The organism is Faecalibacterium sp. PGM34 (assembly GCF_054456555.1).
The window spans coordinates 301,041-316,102 of the sequence record NZ_CM136898.1 but is presented as its reverse complement, the minus strand read 5'-3'; the positions used below and the strand labels follow the sequence as shown (position 1 = coordinate 316,102).

17 protein-coding genes and 1 tRNA gene are annotated in these 15,062 nt (G+C 61.1%); 15 read left to right on the top strand and 3 right to left on the bottom strand.

The genetic code is table 11. The annotated features are described in order from the left end of the window. Nucleotides 1–18: 18 nt before the first annotated feature. A complete protein-coding gene (locus tag ACXPUX_RS01610; RefSeq protein ID WP_458829515.1) occupies nucleotides 19–705 on the bottom strand; it encodes a response regulator transcription factor in 687 nt (228 codons plus the stop codon). A 270-nt stretch (nucleotides 706–975) separates the two neighbouring features. Between ACXPUX_RS01610 and ACXPUX_RS01605 the strand changes: the two genes are divergently transcribed. The 4 genes from ACXPUX_RS01605 to ACXPUX_RS01590 are packed head-to-tail and all read left to right on the top strand — an operon-like array spanning nucleotide 976 to nucleotide 5,400. Further along, nucleotides 976–2,289 carry an SMP-30/gluconolactonase/LRE family protein gene (locus tag ACXPUX_RS01605; protein ID WP_458829513.1) on the top strand — a complete coding sequence of 438 codons (1,314 nt, stop codon included), beginning with the start codon at nucleotides 976–978 and terminating at the stop codon, nucleotides 2,287–2,289. A gap of 15 nt (nucleotides 2,290–2,304) precedes the next feature. Beyond that, nucleotides 2,305–2,865 (top strand): TIGR01440 family protein, encoded by a 561-nt coding sequence (locus ACXPUX_RS01600; RefSeq protein ID WP_458829512.1) that lies wholly within the window; start codon nucleotides 2,305–2,307, stop codon nucleotides 2,863–2,865. 5 nt (nucleotides 2,866–2,870) lie between these two features. After that, nucleotides 2,871–3,590, top strand: a complete 720-nt coding sequence (locus tag ACXPUX_RS01595) for a YggS family pyridoxal phosphate-dependent enzyme (RefSeq protein WP_458829510.1) — start codon at nucleotides 2,871–2,873, stop codon at nucleotides 3,588–3,590. Nucleotides 3,591–3,609: 19 nt separating this feature from the next. Further along, nucleotides 3,610–5,400: an ABC transporter ATP-binding protein gene (locus ACXPUX_RS01590; protein WP_458829509.1), complete on the top strand. Its 1,791-nt coding sequence runs from the start codon at nucleotides 3,610–3,612 to the stop codon at nucleotides 5,398–5,400. Nucleotides 5,401–5,449: 49 nt separating this feature from the next. Here ACXPUX_RS01590 and ACXPUX_RS01585 read toward each other — a convergent pair. Continuing rightward, nucleotides 5,450–5,523, bottom strand: a tRNA-Ile gene (locus tag ACXPUX_RS01585). Nucleotides 5,524–5,600: 77 nt separating this feature from the next. Further along, complete coding sequence (locus ACXPUX_RS01580) at nucleotides 5,601–6,020, bottom strand: hypothetical protein (protein WP_458829507.1); 420 nt, start codon at nucleotides 6,018–6,020, stop codon at nucleotides 5,601–5,603. 127 nt (nucleotides 6,021–6,147) lie between these two features. Between ACXPUX_RS01580 and ACXPUX_RS01575 the strand changes: the two genes are divergently transcribed. From ACXPUX_RS01575 to ACXPUX_RS01525, 11 genes are all read left to right on the top strand, one after another. Continuing rightward, nucleotides 6,148–6,648 (top strand): conjugal transfer protein TraD, encoded by a 501-nt coding sequence (locus ACXPUX_RS01575; protein ID WP_097779100.1) that lies wholly within the window; start codon nucleotides 6,148–6,150, stop codon nucleotides 6,646–6,648. After that, nucleotides 6,645–7,928 carry a glycoside hydrolase family 10 protein gene (locus ACXPUX_RS01570; protein ID WP_458829505.1) on the top strand — a complete coding sequence of 428 codons (1,284 nt, stop codon included), beginning with the start codon at nucleotides 6,645–6,647 and terminating at the stop codon, nucleotides 7,926–7,928. The genes ACXPUX_RS01575 and ACXPUX_RS01570 overlap by 4 nt, the downstream gene beginning before the upstream one ends. A 148-nt stretch (nucleotides 7,929–8,076) precedes the next feature. After that, nucleotides 8,077–8,619: a hypothetical protein gene (locus tag ACXPUX_RS01565; protein WP_458829503.1), complete on the top strand. Its 543-nt coding sequence runs from the start codon at nucleotides 8,077–8,079 to the stop codon at nucleotides 8,617–8,619. After that, entirely contained in the window at nucleotides 8,616–9,533 is a 918-nt protein-coding gene (locus ACXPUX_RS01560; protein ID WP_458829501.1) for a DMT family transporter, read from the top strand. The genes ACXPUX_RS01565 and ACXPUX_RS01560 overlap by 4 nt, the downstream gene beginning before the upstream one ends. Before the next feature lies 1 nt (nucleotide 9,534). After that, nucleotides 9,535–10,089: a M48 family metallopeptidase gene (locus ACXPUX_RS01555; protein ID WP_458829499.1), complete on the top strand. Its 555-nt coding sequence runs from the start codon at nucleotides 9,535–9,537 to the stop codon at nucleotides 10,087–10,089. A gap of 28 nt (nucleotides 10,090–10,117) precedes the next feature. Continuing rightward, nucleotides 10,118–11,608, top strand: coding sequence for a lipopolysaccharide biosynthesis protein (locus ACXPUX_RS01550; RefSeq protein ID WP_458829497.1), 1,491 nt, complete (start codon nucleotides 10,118–10,120; stop codon nucleotides 11,606–11,608). Between the two features lie 266 nt (nucleotides 11,609–11,874). Further along, nucleotides 11,875–12,249 carry a hypothetical protein gene (locus tag ACXPUX_RS01545; protein WP_458829495.1) on the top strand — a complete coding sequence of 125 codons (375 nt, stop codon included), beginning with the start codon at nucleotides 11,875–11,877 and terminating at the stop codon, nucleotides 12,247–12,249. 113 nt (nucleotides 12,250–12,362) lie between these two features. Next, a complete protein-coding gene (locus tag ACXPUX_RS01540; protein ID WP_458829494.1) occupies nucleotides 12,363–13,241 on the top strand; it encodes a YitT family protein in 879 nt (292 codons plus the stop codon). A gap of 105 nt (nucleotides 13,242–13,346) precedes the next feature. Then, nucleotides 13,347–13,601 (top strand): DUF1858 domain-containing protein, encoded by a 255-nt coding sequence (locus ACXPUX_RS01535; protein WP_097782918.1) that lies wholly within the window; start codon nucleotides 13,347–13,349, stop codon nucleotides 13,599–13,601. Then, nucleotides 13,602–14,261, top strand: coding sequence for a class I SAM-dependent methyltransferase (locus ACXPUX_RS01530; RefSeq protein WP_458829492.1), 660 nt, complete (start codon nucleotides 13,602–13,604; stop codon nucleotides 14,259–14,261). A gap of 1 nt (nucleotide 14,262) precedes the next feature. Beyond that, complete coding sequence (locus tag ACXPUX_RS01525; RefSeq protein ID WP_458829491.1) at nucleotides 14,263–15,039, top strand: Nif3-like dinuclear metal center hexameric protein; 777 nt, start codon at nucleotides 14,263–14,265, stop codon at nucleotides 15,037–15,039. Nucleotides 15,040–15,062 lie beyond the last annotated feature (23 nt).

Below are 15,062 nucleotides of genomic sequence, written 5' to 3'. Positions count from 1 at the left end.
AACCGCACGCTCCTTCAGTCAACGGGCGGCATCGGGGTCGAACTTATAGCCGATGCCCCATACCGTAGCAATGTAGCTGCGGCATTTGCCCAGATGGCCGCGCAGCATCTTTACATGGGTGTCCACGGTGCGGTCCTCGCCGAAGTAGTCGTAGTTCCACACCTTCTGCAGGATCTTTTCCCGGCTCAGGGCAATGCCCTTGTTGGAGGCCAGAAATACCAGCAGGTCAAACTCTTTGGGGGTCAGGGCGATCTCCTCGCCGGACACCCGCACGGTATGGCTGGCAGTGTCGATGGTCAGCTCGCCAAAGGTCATGGTGTCGGCGGCCTCGGTGGGGCGGGGCATGGTGCGGTTCAGCACCGCGCGCACCCGCGCCACCAGCTCCCGGGGGGAGAAGGGCTTTACCACATAGTCGTCTGCGCCGCTTTCCAGCCCGGCCAGTTTGTCGTACTCTTCGCCCCGGGCGGTCAGGATGATGACCGGGGTATTGATGTGGCGGGCGCGCATCTCCCGCAGGCAGGTCATGCCGTCCATAAAGGGCATCATCAGGTCTAAGATCACCAGATCAAACCCGCCGCCGGACAGCTGTGCCAGCGCCGCAGAGCCGTCTCCGGCTTCCTCGCAGACGTAACCGGAATATTGCAGATGCTCGTGGATCAGCTCCCGGATGCGGGGCTCATCGTCAACGATCAGGATCTTTGCCATAAAACAGGACTCCTCCTATCATATATCAATATACAGCTCTATTTTAATGCAAGAATTGGAAAAAGCTGTGAATTTTAAGTGAATGGTTTGGAAAAACAAAACCGTCTGCACCCAGTATACCACACCGGGCGGCGGGGCGGCAATCTTTTTACGGGAAGGCACGGAGCAAAAATCACACTCCGCTTGCCCTTTTTGCGCAGGAATGCTATACTTTAGCGATAAAGGACAGTGCGCTGTCCGCAGGTTTTTCAGAGATAAGGAAAAGCGCTTATGCGAATCGGACTGATCGAATTTTTGCTCATACTGGCCATTGCGTCCCTCACGGTGGGGCCGCGGGTGGCTTTGTTCGTGAACCGGTGGATGCGCCGCGCCAACCGCGCCAACGCCATGGCGGCGCGCCGCCGGGCGGAGTATGCCGCCCAGATGGCTGCCGAGCGGGACGCCATGCTCAAGCGGTTCCGCACCGCCAGCACCGTGTTCGGGGTGGGCATTCTGCTGGTGCTGGTGTATGCGCTGGGCTTCCGTCCCATCGACACCCCGCCGCAGGCCTATAAAGCCCCCGATCTCCGGCAGGAGACGGGCGCGATGCAGACGGCAGTTTCCACCGACCGCAAGACCCGGCTGGAGCTGGGGGAGTATCAGGGCGTGGACTGCATCCGCGCCAAGGACGGCCTGTTATATGCCGCTGCGTGGAACGGTGCTGCATTGAAAAAGCGCACCACCGACCTTGTGCGTACCGACGGCGGGCACGCTGCCGCCATCCTGAGCGTGGAGGGCGAGCTGACCGGCTTTGCCTTTGACGCCGCCGGGGATGTGTGGCTGACCCAGCTGACCACCGCCGGGGGAACTTTGTGCCGCGCCAAGCACGACAGCTGGGGCGCAGCGGTGGAGCAGGTGGTCACCCAGCTGGATGGTGCGCCGCTGGGGGCGGTATCTGCCGTGGAGGTAAGCCCGGCGGGCAAGGTGTATTTTGCGGTGGCTGCGGCGGCAGGCGCGGAGAACGGGCTGGAAAGCGCCCTGCGCACTGAGCTGCTGGCGCACACCGCCACCGGCTGCGTGTATGTGTATGACCCCGCCGCCCGCACGGTGGAAAAGGTGCTGGGCGGGGTGGCAGGTGCTGCCGGTTTGGCACTCAGCCCGGACGGCAGCACCCTGTATGTCTCCGACCTTGGCAGCCGCTGCATCTGGGCGGTGGATGCCGCTGCCCGGGAGCTGACCGCCGGGGGACGGGGCTGTACTGCCGCCTTTGCCGGTCTGCCGGGCTATCCCGGTGCGCTGGCTGCGGACACGGACGGTACGCTGTACATCAGCTACCGCTGGGCGCGCAGCAGCTGGCTGGAAAAGAACGCGGACAGCACCCTGCTGCGGGGCATTGCCCTGCGGGCGGGGCAGAATACGCAGGAGCGGCTGTTCCGGCGCACGGCGGACACCCCCTGTGCCGAGGCGGTAAGCCTTGCCACCGGAGCTTGGGAGCAGACCTTTACCGGCCTTGCACAGGACAGCTGCGCGGCGGTGTGTCTGATGGAAAGTAAAGTATATTTCGGTGCAGCAGGGGCAAACAGCCTGCTGGCTGCAAACCGATAAGCGAGGTGTTTTTGTATGACCGAAGCATTTGCAAAACAGATCGAGACCGAGGCGCGGCAGGCAATGACCGAGCTGGTGGCTGCGGCAAAGCTGAAAAAGGGAGATGTGCTCGTGGTGGGCTGCTCTTCCAGTGAGATGGTGGGCGGTCACATCGGCAAGGATTCCAGCCTGGAAGCCGCCCGGGCGCTGTACGCGGGCGCTGCGCCGGTGCTGGCAGAAAAAGGCATCTGGCTGGCAGCCCAGTGCTGCGAGCACCTGAACCGCGTCATCATCCTTGAGCGGGAAGCCGCAGAAAAATACGGCTGGGAAGAAGTGTGCGTCGTGCCCCGTCCCCATGCGGGCGGAAGCTGGGCCACTACCTGCTGGAAAAACTTCAAAGACCCGGTGGCGGTGGAGGAGATCCGCGCCAACGCGGGCATGGACATCGGCGGCACCCTGATCGGGATGCACCTGAAGCGGGTGGCGGTGCCGGTGCGGCTGAGCCTTAATAAGATTGGCGAAGCAAACATTCTGTGCGCCTACACCCGCCCGAAGCTGATCGGCGGCGAACGCGCCCGCTATACCGAGGAGGATTGAGCGAGATGGCAGAAAAAACGTTGGAAGAGATGCGGCAGGCTGTCGCCGGGATCCGGGAAAAGATGGCAGCCGCCGCCCGGGAAGCCGGGCGCGACCCGGCAGCGGTGCAGCTGTGCGCCGCCTGCAAGACCCGCACGGCGCAGACCATTGCAGCCAGTGCTGCCCTGCCTATTGACTTGTTTGGCGAGAACCATGTGCAGGAGCTGTGTACAAACTACGATGCCGGGGCTTACTGCGGTAAGCCCAGCCATTTTATCGGCCATTTGCAGACCAATAAGATCAAAAAGGTGCTGGGGCGGGCAAGCCTGATCCAGAGCGTGGACAGCGAACATCTGCTGCTTGCCATCGAGAAGGAAGCCGCCAAAGCCGGCATCGTGCAGGACATCCTGCTGGAGGTGAACATCGGCGGGGAGGAGAGCAAGGCCGGCGCCGCGCCGGAGCTGCTCTGGCCGCTGCTGGACACCGCCGCCGCACAACAGCATATCCGGGTCAAGGGCCTGATGGCCATCCCGCCCGTAAATGACGATGATGCCCGGAACCGCCGCTATCTGGCGCAGGTGTATCAGCTGTTCGTCCGGGCGGGGGAGCGCGGTTACCGCAACGTGGAGATGCAGACCCTTTCCATGGGCATGAGCGGCGATTTTGAAAACGCCATCCGCGAGGGCGCAACCCTTGTGCGCATCGGCACCGCCATCTACGGCGCGCGGGATTACAGTAAAAAGTAACGATAAAAACGGAGGAACCATGTCGAAAACCAAGACCAACGACCCCGGGGCGCACCACGCAAGCAGCGGTGCGCTGATCCGGCGTTTTCTGCCCTATCTGGCAAACTATAAGATGGTGCTGTGCCTTGATCTGTTCTGTGCAGCACTGACCACCCTGTGCGATATCGTGCTGCCCAAGATCATGAGCATCATCACCAACTCCGCTATGGGGGTGGGCATCACCCTGACGGCGGGCATCGTGCTGAAGCTGGCGGCGCTCTACTTTGTGCTGCGCATCATCGACGGCGCAGCCAGCTACTATATGTCCAGCATCGGCCATATCATGGGCGTGCATATTGAAACGGATATGCGCCGGGATGCCTTTGACCATCTTTTGCAGCTGGATCACACCTACTACAACAACACCAAGGTGGGCACCATCATGGGGCGCATCACCAACGATTTGTTTGACGTGACCGAGTTCGCCCACCACTGCCCGGAGGAATTTTTCATCGCGGGCATCAAGATCGTGGCTTCCTTTGTCATTTTGTGCCGCGCCAGCATCCCGCTGACTTTAGCGGTGTTTGCCTGCGTGCCGCTGATGGGCGTGGTGTCGGTGTACCTGAACGGCCGTCTGCGGGCGCGGTTCCGCCAGCAGCGCGTCCAGATCGGCGAGCTGAACTCCACCATCGAGGACAGCCTGCTGGGACAGGGCGTAGTCAAGGCTTTTGCCGCCGAGGACGAGGAACAGGAGAAGTTTGCCAAGGGCAACCGCGCCTTTGAGCAGATCAAGACCCTTGGCTACTACGCCATGGGCGCCTTCAACACCTCCACCCGCCTGTTTGACGGCCTGATGTATCTGGTGGTCATTCTGGCGGGCGGCCTGTCGCTGGTGTACGGTAAAATTACTGCCGGTGACTTGGTGGCGTATATGCTCTACGTCACCACCCTTATCGCCACCATCCGGCGCATCGTGGAGTTTGCCGAGCAGTTCCAGCGCGGCATGACCGGCATCGAGCGCTTTGCCGAGATCATGGATACCCCGGTTGCCATCAAGGACGCACCGGACGCAGTGCCATTGCAGCCCGGCCCCGGCGAGATCCGGTTCGAGAAGGTGTGCTTTGAGTACCCGGACGACCACAACAAGGTGCTGCACGACGTCAGTCTGGACATCCGCGCCGGGGAGCGTCTGGCGCTGGTGGGAGCCTCCGGCGGCGGCAAGACCACCCTGTGCAACCTGATCCCCCGCTTTTATGAGGTGACCAGCGGCCGCATCCTCATTGACGGGCAGGACATCCGCCGTGTCACCCTGAAGAGCCTGCGGCAGGATATCGGCATCGTGCAGCAGGACGTGTACCTGTTCAGCGGCACGGTGGCGCAGAACATCGCCTACGGCAAGCCCGGCGCCACCCGGCAGGAGATCGAGCAAGCCGCCCGTCTGGCGGGCGCGGAAAAGTTCATCCTTGCGCTGAAGGACGGCTACGACACCTATGTGGGCGAGCGCGGCGTCAAGCTTTCCGGCGGACAGAAGCAGCGCATCGCCATTGCCCGGGTGTTCTTGAAGAACCCGCCCATCCTGATTCTGGACGAAGCCACCAGCGCACTGGATAACGAGAGCGAGATCCTTGTGGGGCAGAGCCTTGAAAAGCTGGCGCACGGCCGCACCACCCTGACCATCGCCCACCGCCTGACCACCATCAAGGACTACGACCGTATCCTTGTGCTGGGCGAGGAGGGCATCGTGGAAGAGGGTACCCACGCCCAGCTGCTGGAAAAGCAGGGCGTCTACTACCGCCTGTGGAACCAGCTGCCCGCAGAGGATGGGGAATAAAGAAGCCTGAAATACAAAAAAGACACCCGGAAGGGTGTCTTTTTTCGTATGGGCCAGGCAGGACTTGAACCCGCGACCAAGCGGTTATGAGCCGCCAGCTCTGACCAGCTGAGCTACTGGCCCGTATGTGGTGCTGCATTGCTGCAACACGCACTAGTATAGCAAAAACCGCGCAAAAAGGAAAGCATTTTCCGCAAAAATCATTTGGTGCGGCGGGCATCCAGCTTTTGCAGCATAAATTCGTCCAGCATGGCGGGCGGGAACAGAGGCTCCTTGTAGCCAAAGGCCTCCCGGATAAAGATGAGGGTTACCACGGTCTGGCGGCCGGGGTCCAGCCGCAGGGTGTACAAAGTGTCCAGCGGCTGCTGGCTGGGCTGGTGCAGCGTCAGGTGCAGCAGAAAGCCGCCGTCGTTCTCCCGGCGGCACTCGTAGGCAAAGAGGTCTGAGTCGCTGTGGGTGTCCAGACGGTCAAAGCATTCGTCCAGCGCAAGGCTAGTGCGGAACTCGGACAGGCCGGCGGGGCCGTACTGGCTGCGGCGGTTTGTCTCCCGCCGGGAGAGCAGATACACGATGATGCCCAGCGCACAGGCTAAAAGACAGACGGAAACGACAGCGTTCATGGAAAGACCCTCCCCAAAAGAGTTTTCCTTATTGTAACACAACCTGCGGGGGTTTGTGCTATAATATTTACAATTCTTTTTTAAATTTTTCTGCAAGCCGGGCGCAAACGCCCGGGGGGAGGGGCTCATGAAGCTTAAATTTACACGCAAGACATGGTATTTCTTTTTACTGGCTGCGGCGGCAGTGTCCATGCTGGGCGGCTTTGCCGTGCTGGGCGGGATGGATTTTTCCGGGCTGGAAATGATCGTATTCTGCCTTACCGGCATCGCGGTGCTGTTTCTGGCGGCGCAAAAGGGCGCACCGGCAAGGGAAAAACGCAACTACACCGGCGTGTTCGTGGTGCTGATGCTCAGCAAGCTGGGTGCCAGCGGCTGGGCGGGCGATATCTGCTCGGCGCTGGTGTGGCCTGCGCTGCTTGCCACCGAGTACGAGCGCGGCAGACCCATCCAGCGGCAGCTGCAGCTGGTGAGCGCCGCCGAGGTGCTGCGGCTGGTGTTCTGGATGCTGACCAAGTACGCGGGCATGAGCGGCCTTGCCTTCTGGACGAATATCATGTTCGTGCTGCTGACCTGCGCCCGGGGCTGGGCAGGGCTTACCCTGTATAAGACCCAGGAGGAGACCCTGTGACCCAGCGCCGCAGGACGTCTAAAGCCAAGGCAAAACGCCGCTTTGGCCGCAGAGCCTTTCTGGCTGGTGCGGGCGCAGCGGCCTGTGCGGCAACGGGGTGGTACCTGCGGCAGAAAAGCGATGCAGACCACACTGCCGCCTCAGGGCAGGATACGCCTCCGGCACCCAACCCCGCCCTGCCCGCCGGGGAGTGGCGGGCGGTGTGGGTGAGCTATCTGGACTGGGCACTGCTGGATTTCTCCACCGAGGACACCTTCCGCGCCGGGGCGGCGCAGCTGCTGGACAATTGCGCCGGGCTGGGACTGAACACCGTACTGGCACAGGTGCGCCCCTTCGGGGATGCACTGTACCGCAGCAGCCTGTTCCCGTGGAGCCATCTGTGCACCGGGGTGCAGGGCAAAGACCCCGGCTTTGACCCGCTGGATGTCTTTCTTACCGAGGCGCACCGCCGGGGCATCGGGGTGGAGGCGTGGGTCAACCCCTACCGCCTGCGCTCCTCGGCGGCGATGCCGCCGAATCTGGCGGAGAATAATCTGGCCAACACCCACCCGGACTGGTTGTGCACCGCCGGGGAGGGGCTGTACCTGAACCCCGCCGTGCCCGCCGCCGCAGACTATGTGGTGCAGGGGGTGGCAGAGCTTGTGCAGAACTATCCGGTGGACGGCATCCACTTTGACGATTACTTTTACCCCACCACCGATGCCGCCGTGGACGCGGTGCAGTTTGCGGCAAGCGGCGCAGCCGACCTTGCCGCGTGGCGGCGGCAGAACGTTACCGCGTTGGTGGCGAAAGTGTACCGCACCGTAAAGGCGGCAGACCCCACATTGCGGTTCGGTATCAGCCCGCAGGGCAACCCGGATAACGACCTTGACCAGCAGTACAGCGATGTGACCGCATGGCTGGCGGCGGGCGGGGAGGAGAAGGTCATCGACTACCTCTGCCCGCAGGTGTACTGGGGCTACGGCTTTACCCTGCACTCCGGCAGCACCCGCTTTGCCTTTGAAAACATCGTCCCGGCGTGGCTTGCCTACCCCCGGGCGGGGGATGTGGCGCTGTATTTCGGGCTGGGCGCGTACCGGGTGGGCACCGGGGACGGCGGCGCGAACCCGGACAGCGTGTCCGGCTGGAGCACCGGCAGCGCGCTGGCGGCACAGGTAAAGGACTTGCGGCAGCAGGCGGCGGGCGGCTGGGCGCTGTACCGCTACGGCAGCCTGTTCGGGCCGGAGGCTCCCGCGCTGGCCGGGGCCGAGTGCGCGGCGCTGCGGGCGCTGAATGGGTGAAAATTTGTGCAGAAACAGGCGGCAAACCGCACAAAATAAATGCAGGTATCTTGTGCAGAGCGGCAAAATGCGGTATACTTACCCTGTATCTGCCCGTTGGCAGAGACGCACGAAAAAGAAAAGTTTCTTTGTTTCTATGAGGAAAGCTATGAAGATGAAAAAACAGCTTTTGGCACTGCTGCTGGCGGCGGTGATGGTGCTTAGCCTGACCGGCTGCAAGGAAACCCTGAAAAAGGTGGCGCAGAAGGTGACAGGTCACTCCGAGGAAGTGCAGGAGGAGGACACCACCCGCTGGGCGGAATCCACCACCGACCCACTGATCATTCAGGGCATTGCGGATGCCTCGGCAAAGTATGCCACCGCCACCGCAGACGGCTGCCTGTACGCGGTATTCAATGGCATCTGGAGCCGCAACACCGGCTACTTTACCGTGCCGGGCGGCAGTTTGAACATTATGGCCTGCGGCACCGCCGAGGGCACCCAGAAGTTCAAGGTTGCACTGTGGAAAAAGGTGGACGGCGGCGCAGCGTATGTGCCGGACAGCACCTACTACGTCAAGACCGATGGCACCGACTACCGCTGCACCATTTCCGGGCTGGACCCGGCGGCGCAGTACCGCGTGACCATCTCCTATGATTCCAGCCGGTACTACCTGTACGGCCTGCTGAAGGTGGAGGGCATTGCCGGATGACGAACCAGACGAAAAATTCAATGTTACTGATGCTGTGCGCCCTGATCTGGGGCACAGCCTTTGTGGCGCAGAGCGCCGGTTCCGGCATGGGCGCGTTCTCCTTTCTGGCGGGGCGCAGCTGGATGGCGGTGCTGGTGCTGATCCCCACGGTCAAGGCGTTTGACGCCTTGCACCACCGGCAGGGCAGGCCGGACGGCAAGCCCAAGACCGCAGCCGAGCGCAAGCTGCTGCTGAAAGCCGGGCTTGTGTGCGGCACGCTGCTGTTTTTGGCCAGTGCGGCGCAGCAGCTGGGCATCACGCTGGACCCCTCCACCGCAAAGGCGGGCTTCCTGACCGCTATGTATGTGGTGCTGGTGCCGGTGTTCGGCCTGTTTCTGGGCCGCAAGGGCAGCGCGCAGCTGTGGGTGAGCATGACCATTGCCGTAGTGGGGCTGTACCTGCTGTGCATGAAGGACGGCTTTGGCAGCATCCAGAGCAGCGACTGGCTGCTGCTTTTGTGCGCGGTGCTGTTCAGCTTCCAGATCATGGCGGTGGATCATTTCTCCCCGCAGATGGACGGTGTGCGCCTGAGCCTCGTGGAGTTTTTTGTGGTGTCGGTGGAAAGCACCGTGGCGGCGTTTTTGTTCGAGCAGCCTGCCATGGCAGAATTTGTCACCTTCGCCGTGCCCATCCTGTACTGCGGCATCATGTCCAGCGGCGTGGCCTACACGCTGCAGATTCTGGGTCAGCGGGGCCTGAACCCCGCTGTGGCAAGCCTGATTATGTGTCTGGAAAGCGTATTCAGCGCCTTGGGCGGCTGGCTGCTGCTGCACCAGAACCTTTCTTTCCGGGAAGCCTCCGGCTGCGTGCTGCTGTTTGCCGCCGTGGTGCTGGCACAGCTACCCCTTGGCCGCCTGATGCGGAGCAAGGCCTGAGGTGGCGGCAAAGCCGTGCGCCCAGCTGCGCAGCGTGGAGGGCATCCAGTACGAGCTGGTGCGCAAAAAGGTAAAGCAGCTGCATCTGCGGGTGCGCAGCAACGGCACCGTGATGGTAAGCATCCCTTTGACGGCCAGTCTGGAGCAGGCTGACCGTTTTGTGCTGCAAAACGCCCAGTGGATCCGGGACACCCGGGTGAAGAACATCGCCAAGCGGAACAAGGATAACGCCGACCTGCCGGACAAGGCCACGGCGCTGGCCTACTTTACCGCCATGAGCGATAAGGTCTACCCGGCCTTTGCCGGGGTGCTGGGTGGGCAGAAGCCCATCCTGAAAGTGCGCAGTATGACCAGCCGCTGGGGCGTGTGCTGCCCGGCCAAGCGGCAGATCACCCTTGCCTTGCAGCTGTATAACCAGCCCCCTGCGGCGCAGATCTATGTGGTAGTACACGAGTACTGCCACTTTTTGCAGTTGAACCACAGCCCGGCTTTCTGGGCAGAAGTGGAAAAGCTGCTGCCGGACTGGAAAGCCCGGCGGGAACTGCTGAAAAAATAATCTATCGTAAAAACGGAGGGAAATTCCCTTGGAAAACGAAAAAAAGACCGGCGATAAATATTCCAAGCTTGCCGGTAATACTTTGATCTTTGCAATCTCCAGCTTTTCGTCCAAGCTGCTTACCCTGATCGTACAGCCCTTTCTGACCTACGCCATGGCGGAGATCTCGGATCTGGGTCTGTCCAAGATCCTGAGCCAGTACGCAAACCTGCTCATCCCCTTTGTGTCCATGGGCATGTCCAACGCCATCATCCGCTTTGGTCTGGACAAGGGCAACAGCGAAAAACAGGTGTTCACCAATGGCCTGCTGACCATTCTGGGCGGCTTTGGCATTCTGGTGCTGTGCTGGCCGGTCACCCAGTTTTTGCCGGATATGGCGCAGTACGGCCTGCTGATCTACATTTATGTGCTCATGAGCTGCCTACGTACCCTGTGCACCCAGTTCGTGCGCAGCCGCCAGTGGAATAAGCTTGTGGCAGTGGACGGCGTGCTGTGCACCGTGGCGACCATGGCGTTCTATGTGCTGTATCTGGTGGGCTTCAAGTGGGGCGCCAACGGCTACCTGCTGGCCATCATCAGCGGTGACCTGACCAGCGTGCTGTTTTTGCTGTTTACCGGCAAGCTGTGGAACTATGTGGAGCTGAAGGGCATCAACAAAAAGCTGTGGCGGCAGATGCTCAACTTCTCGCTGCCCATGATCCCGGCGCAGATCAGCTTCTGGATCATCAACGCCTCCGACCTGTTCTTTGTGCGCGAAATGTGCGAAGGACTGGATGGGCGCACCGGCAACGCATGGAGCGGCCTGCTTTCCACCGGCTACTTCCTGCCCACCATCCTGACCACGCTGGGTCTGATCTTCTACGATGCGTGGCAGCTTTCCGCTGTCACCGAGGAGGAAGGGCGCGCCCGGTTCTTTACCCAGATCTTCCGCACCTATTCCAGCGTGCTGTTCTGCTGTGCGGCGGGCATTATCTGGCTGTGCCGCCCGGTGATGCACGTCATGAAGTCCAACTACTATTACGCATGGCACTTTGTACCGTTCCTTGTGATGGCTTCCACCTGCAGCTGCTTCAACCAGTTCATGAACAGCGTCTATGTGGTGACCAAAAAGTCTGACCGCAGCATGGTCACCATGATGGCGGGTGCTATCAGCAACTGCATCATGAACTATTTCTTCATCAAGCTGTGGGGGCCTGTGGGCGCGACCTATGCGTCCTTCCTTGGCCTTGCGCTGGTGTTCACCCTGCGTGCGGTGGACGCCCGCCGCATGATCGGGATGCACGTCCACCCGGCGCGGGTGCTGGCAAATGCCGCCGCACTGGTATTTGAGGCCTTTGTGCTGCTGGCAGAGCCGCCGCTGTACGGGCTGTGGACGGGGCTGATTACGCTGGTTATCATCCTGTACAACTTTGCGGGCGTATGGGCGATGGCGCGGGTGCTGCTGCCCCGCCTGCTGGGCCGCCGGGGCAAGGCACTGGTAGCCGCCGTGGACGGCTGGCTGAAGCCGAAAAAGGCGTAAAGCGGGACGATTTTGAATGGCCGCCGCGTGCGCTTTGGCCATATTCAGCGGAAAAATTATTTATAAGTTCGGAATACCGGAGCGTCTGCGGACGCTCCGGTATTCCATTTTCACGGGGAAGAACATAAAGGTGAGTAATATATTTTTACAATTTATGGAACTTGCTCAAGCTTTTTCCTTTTGGGGATTAACGGCATCTCCCTAAATCCGTATACTATAAATATATCTTGTGCAAAAGTGTACAAACAGGATACAGACGAAAGGCGGTGGACATCATTCTCAGACGATCACTCCCCAAGCTGCGGGAAAAGCTTTTGGAGGCGCCGCAGGCGGTGCTGCTGGCCGTGGTAATGGCAGAAAGCTGGCAGAAGATCCAGAAGGATCTGCGCCGCAAAATGCAGATCGATGTGCCGGGCACCGGCATGGAGGGTGCAGCCGCCTTTTTGGGCGTGGAGCTGGTGAACAAAAAGGAGCTGGTGCTCATTGTCAGCCGCACCAGCCAGAAAAACACCATCATGAAAGCCATCATGGAGGGGGCAAACCCCAAGGCGGGTGCTATCGTGTTCTCGCTGCCGGTGACCGATACCGCCGGTCTGCGGCTGATGGAAGAGGACGAAGCCCAGCCGGAAGCCGCCCTGTGACCCCCTTAAAAATTGATCCCGATATCCGCATTTATCGCTGAAGGCTTGATAAATGCGGATATTTTCGTTATCATAGTAGAAGAAACTTCAACTATAAACAAAGGAAGATGAAGATGACGCAATTAACACGCAAGCAACAGCAGCTCTTCAACGCACTGTCCATCGTGGTGGGCAACGCGATGTATGCGCTGACTGTGGTATTATTTCTGATGTCCTCCGGCCTCATCACCGGCGGTGCCACCGGTATCGCACTGGCTTTCAACAAGGTCACCGGACTGTCGGTGTCTGCAATACTGTTCGTGGTCAACGTGGCCATGCTGCTGCTGGGCTGGTGGGTGCTGGGACGCCGCTTTGCCCTGAACACCCTTGCAAGCACGGTGCTCAGTCCCTTTTTTATGGCACTGTGGGAGCGGCTGCTGGGCAATCTTGTGCTGACCGATGATCTGGTGCTGAACACCGTATTCGCGGGCTTTGGCATCGGCATTTCGCTGGGCATCACCATCCGCGCCGGTGCTTCCACCGGCGGCATGGATATCCCCCCGCTGGTGCTGAACAAGTGGTTCCACCTGCCGGTGTCCAGCACCATGATGGTTTTCGACTTTATCATTCTGGCGGCGCAGGCGGCGTTCAGCCCGGTGCGGCAGTCCCTGTACGGCGTGGTGATGGCTATCATCTACACGGTCGTGCTGGACAAGGTGCTCATGCTGGGCACCACCCGCACCGAGGTAAAGATCATCAGCGCCAAGTCCGACGAGATCTGCGCGGCTATTTTTGCGCAGTTGGACCGCGGCGTGACCATCCTGCACGGCGAGGGCGGCTACCTGCGGGAGCCGGAGTCGGTGCTGCTGAGCGTGGTCTCCAACCGGCAGCTGCCAAGGCTGGAAAAGCTGGCGCACGCCATCGACCCCACCTGTTTTATGATCGTGAGCCATGTTACCGAGGTAAGCGGGCGCGGTTTCTCGCTGGAAAAGGACTATCAGGCGGAGGAGTAAGCGGATTTCCGCAAGGCTCTTGCAAAACTGCCCCGGTTTGGGGTATAGTATAGAGGAACAGTAGGTTATGCTGTATCTCACCCAAAACAGAAAGGAAAAGCTATCATGTTTGATATTTTCAATATGCTCAAAAAAGAGGAACACACCGCACCCAAGCAGGTGACCCGCGATACCATCATCGGCGACATTCTGGATATGGACCAGACCACCGCACCCTACTTTATGGAGATCGGAATGCACTGTCTGGGCTGCCCGGCTTCCCGCGGGGAGACCATCGAGGAAGCCTGCGAAGTGCACGGCGTGAACTGCGACGAGCTGCTGGAGAAGCTGAACACCCATCTGGCAGCCAAGAAGGCCTGAGTGCTGCCCACACTGGATGCGCGTCTGACCGCAGCGGCAGAGCTGGTGCGCCCGGGACAGCCGGTGGCGGACATCGGCTGCGACCACGGCAAGCTGACGGCAGTGCTGGCGGCTTCGGGTAAGTACCCGAAGGTCATCGGGTCAGACCTGCGCCCCGGCCCGCTGGCAAAGGCAAAACAGACGCTGGAAAATGCAGGCTGTCTGGACCGCGCTGAGCTTCGGCTCGGCGACGGTCTTTCTGTGTTGTCTGCCGGGGAGGTGGGCAGCATCGTGCTGGCAGGCGTGTCCGCACAGACCACATGGGAAATCATCGAAAAAGCGCCGTGGGTGTCCGCCATGGGCGGGCCGCGCCTTGTCATGGTGCCTGCCACCCGCCACAGCGAGCTGCGCCGCTGGCTGTGGCAGCACGGCTTTGCCCTTGTGGCAGACCGCCCGGTGCTGGCCGCTGGCCGCTGGTATGCGGTGATGGCGGCAGAGTACACCGGTAAGGTGACAGAGCCTACCTTTACGCAGTGTCTGCTGGGGGACACCGCCCGCTGGCCGGAGGGCGCGGGCTACGCCGCATGGCAGCGGGCAAAGCTGCCCCGGATGCGGCTGGGCGTGCCGGACGGCAGTCCGCTTGCCGCAGAGATGGATGCTATTCTGAAAGAGGGAAACTGAAATGACCACGGTACAGCAGGTATACGAAGTAATGCAGCGGCTTGCCCCGCCGGAGCTGGCAGAGCACTGGGATAACCCCGGCCTGCTGGTGGACTGCGGCGGCAATGTGCGCCGGGTGCTGGTGACGCTGGACATCACCCCGGAGGTGGTGGCGGAGGCTGCGGCAAAGCAGTGCACGGTCATCGCAGCGCACCACCCGGTCATCTTTGACCCGCTCAAGCGGCTGTGCCCCGCCGATGTGCCCTATCAGCTGGTGCGGGCGGGCATTTCTGCCATCTGTATGCACACCAATCTGGATGCCGCCGAGGGCGGGGTGAACGATGTGCTGGCCGACCTTTTCGGCATCCGGCAGCGCACCGCCTTTGCAGACGGCTGCGGCCGGGTAGGGGACATCGAACCCATCACCGTGCCGGAACTGGCAGCATTGGCGCAGCACAAGCTGGCTGCCCTGTGTAACGCGCCGGATACCGGCACGGCAGTACAGGTGAAGTTTGCCGATACCGGAAAGCCGGTGCACCGGCTGGCGGTCATCAGCGGCGCGGGCGGCAGTCTGTTTGCCGAAGCCATTGCCGAGGGTGCGGACTGTCTGCTGACCGGTGAAGCCAACCACCACCATGCGCTGGATGCCAAGCGGCTGGGGCTGTCCCTCATTGCGGCGGGGCATTACGCCACCGAGTTCCCGGTGACCGCCGCCGTGGCGGCTGCCCTGCGCACCGCCCTGCCGGAGGTAGAGGTGCTGGTGAGCACCGAGAACCGCGACCCGTATACTTATTTATAAAGAGAAAGCCCTCTCCGTCATTG

Bases quoted from the DNA above. Each gene is read 5' to 3' on its own strand.
- ACXPUX_RS01600 (WP_458829512.1), top strand. From the start codon at position 2,305: ATGACCGAAGCATTTGCAAAACAGATCGAGACCGAGGCGCGGCAGGCA.
- ACXPUX_RS01540 (WP_458829494.1), top strand. From the start codon at position 12,363: ATGACGCAATTAACACGCAAGCAACAGCAGCTCTTCAACGCACTGTCC.
- ACXPUX_RS01595 (WP_458829510.1), top strand. From the start codon at position 2,871: ATGGCAGAAAAAACGTTGGAAGAGATGCGGCAGGCTGTCGCCGGGATC.
- ACXPUX_RS01535 (WP_097782918.1), top strand. From the start codon at position 13,347: ATGTTTGATATTTTCAATATGCTCAAAAAAGAGGAACACACCGCACCC.
- ACXPUX_RS01610 (WP_458829515.1), bottom strand. From the start codon at position 705: ATGGCAAAGATCCTGATCGTTGACGATGAGCCCCGCATCCGGGAGCTG.
- ACXPUX_RS01590 (WP_458829509.1), top strand. From the start codon at position 3,610: ATGTCGAAAACCAAGACCAACGACCCCGGGGCGCACCACGCAAGCAGC.
- ACXPUX_RS01560 (WP_458829501.1), top strand. From the start codon at position 8,616: ATGACGAACCAGACGAAAAATTCAATGTTACTGATGCTGTGCGCCCTG.
- ACXPUX_RS01565 (WP_458829503.1), top strand. From the start codon at position 8,077: ATGAAGATGAAAAAACAGCTTTTGGCACTGCTGCTGGCGGCGGTGATG.
- ACXPUX_RS01525 (WP_458829491.1), top strand. From the start codon at position 14,263: ATGACCACGGTACAGCAGGTATACGAAGTAATGCAGCGGCTTGCCCCG.
- ACXPUX_RS01575 (WP_097779100.1), top strand. From the start codon at position 6,148: ATGAAGCTTAAATTTACACGCAAGACATGGTATTTCTTTTTACTGGCT.
- ACXPUX_RS01580 (WP_458829507.1), bottom strand. From the start codon at position 6,020: ATGAACGCTGTCGTTTCCGTCTGTCTTTTAGCCTGTGCGCTGGGCATC.
- ACXPUX_RS01605 (WP_458829513.1), top strand. From the start codon at position 976: ATGCGAATCGGACTGATCGAATTTTTGCTCATACTGGCCATTGCGTCC.